The organism is Pseudomonas arcuscaelestis (genome assembly GCF_016881005.1).
Classification (GTDB): Bacteria; Pseudomonadota; Gammaproteobacteria; order Pseudomonadales; family Pseudomonadaceae; genus Aquipseudomonas; species Aquipseudomonas arcuscaelestis.
Genome location: NZ_JACOPV010000075.1, coordinates 1 through 1,089 on the forward strand (window position 1 = coordinate 1; position 1,089 = coordinate 1,089).

Below are 1,089 nucleotides of genomic sequence, written 5' to 3' on the forward strand. Positions count from 1 at the left end.
GATCTGTCGGCAGCTATGACCTGGATCTGGTGCTGGCGGCGGGCGATCAGATTCGCACCCACGCGCTGTACCCGATCATGCTGGCCCTGGCGCTGATCGGCGCCTTGAGCAAAAGCGCGCAGTTCCCGTTCCACTTCTGGCTGCCCCACGCGATGGCGGCCCCCACGCCGGTGTCGGCGTATCTGCATTCGGCAACGATGGTGAAGGCCGGCGTGTTCCTGTTGGCCCGCCTGTGGCCGTCGCTGTCCGGCAGCGAAGAATGGTTCTATATCGTCGGCGGTGCCGGCGCGATTACTCTACTCCTCGGCGCTTACTGCGCGATTTTTCAGAACGACCTCAAGGGCCTGCTGGCCTACTCCACCATCAGCCACCTTGGCTTGATCACCTTGCTGCTGGGCCTTAACAGCCCGCTGGCAGCCGTCGCTGCCGTTTTCCACATTCTTAACCACGCCACCTTCAAGGCCTCGCTGTTCATGGCGGCGGGTATTATCGATCACGAAAGCGGCACGCGGGATATCCGCAAGCTCAGTGGTTTGGTTCGCCTGATTCCGTTTACCGCCACATTGGCGATGGTTGCCAGTGCCTCCATGGCCGGGGTGCCGTTGCTCAATGGCTTCCTGTCCAAAGAGTTGTTCTTTGCCGAAACCGTGTTTATTTCCTCGTCCGGCTGGGTGGAGTTCGCGCTGCCGGTGATTGCGACCTTCGCCGGTACGTTCAGCGTGGTCTATGCCCTGCGCTTTACTGTGGATGTGTTCTTCGGCCCCACCGCCACCAACCTACCCCATACGCCCCACGAGCCGCCGCGCTGGATGCGCGCACCGGTGGAGCTGCTGGTGTTTACCTGCCTGCTGGTGGGGATCTTCCCGGCCCAGGTGGTGGGTTCGATCCTGGCCGCTGCTGCCCTTCCGGTAGTAGGCGGCGTGCTGCCCGAGTACAGCCTGGCGATCTGGCACGGCTGGAACGCGCCGATGATCATGAGCCTGGTGGCCATGAGCTGCGGCGTGGTGCTGTATTTGATCCTGCGCAAGCAGCTCAAGCGTGGCCGCTTCAAATACCCGCCCCTGATCAGCTACTTCAATGGCAAGCGCG

At 62.3% G+C, this 1,089-nt stretch carries 1 protein-coding gene; it reads left to right on the top strand.

All coding sequences use genetic code 11. The features are described from left to right. A partial coding sequence (locus tag H8F21_RS29340; protein WP_268963120.1) for a proton-conducting transporter transmembrane domain-containing protein occupies nucleotides 1-1,089 on the top strand: 1,089 nt, incomplete at both ends.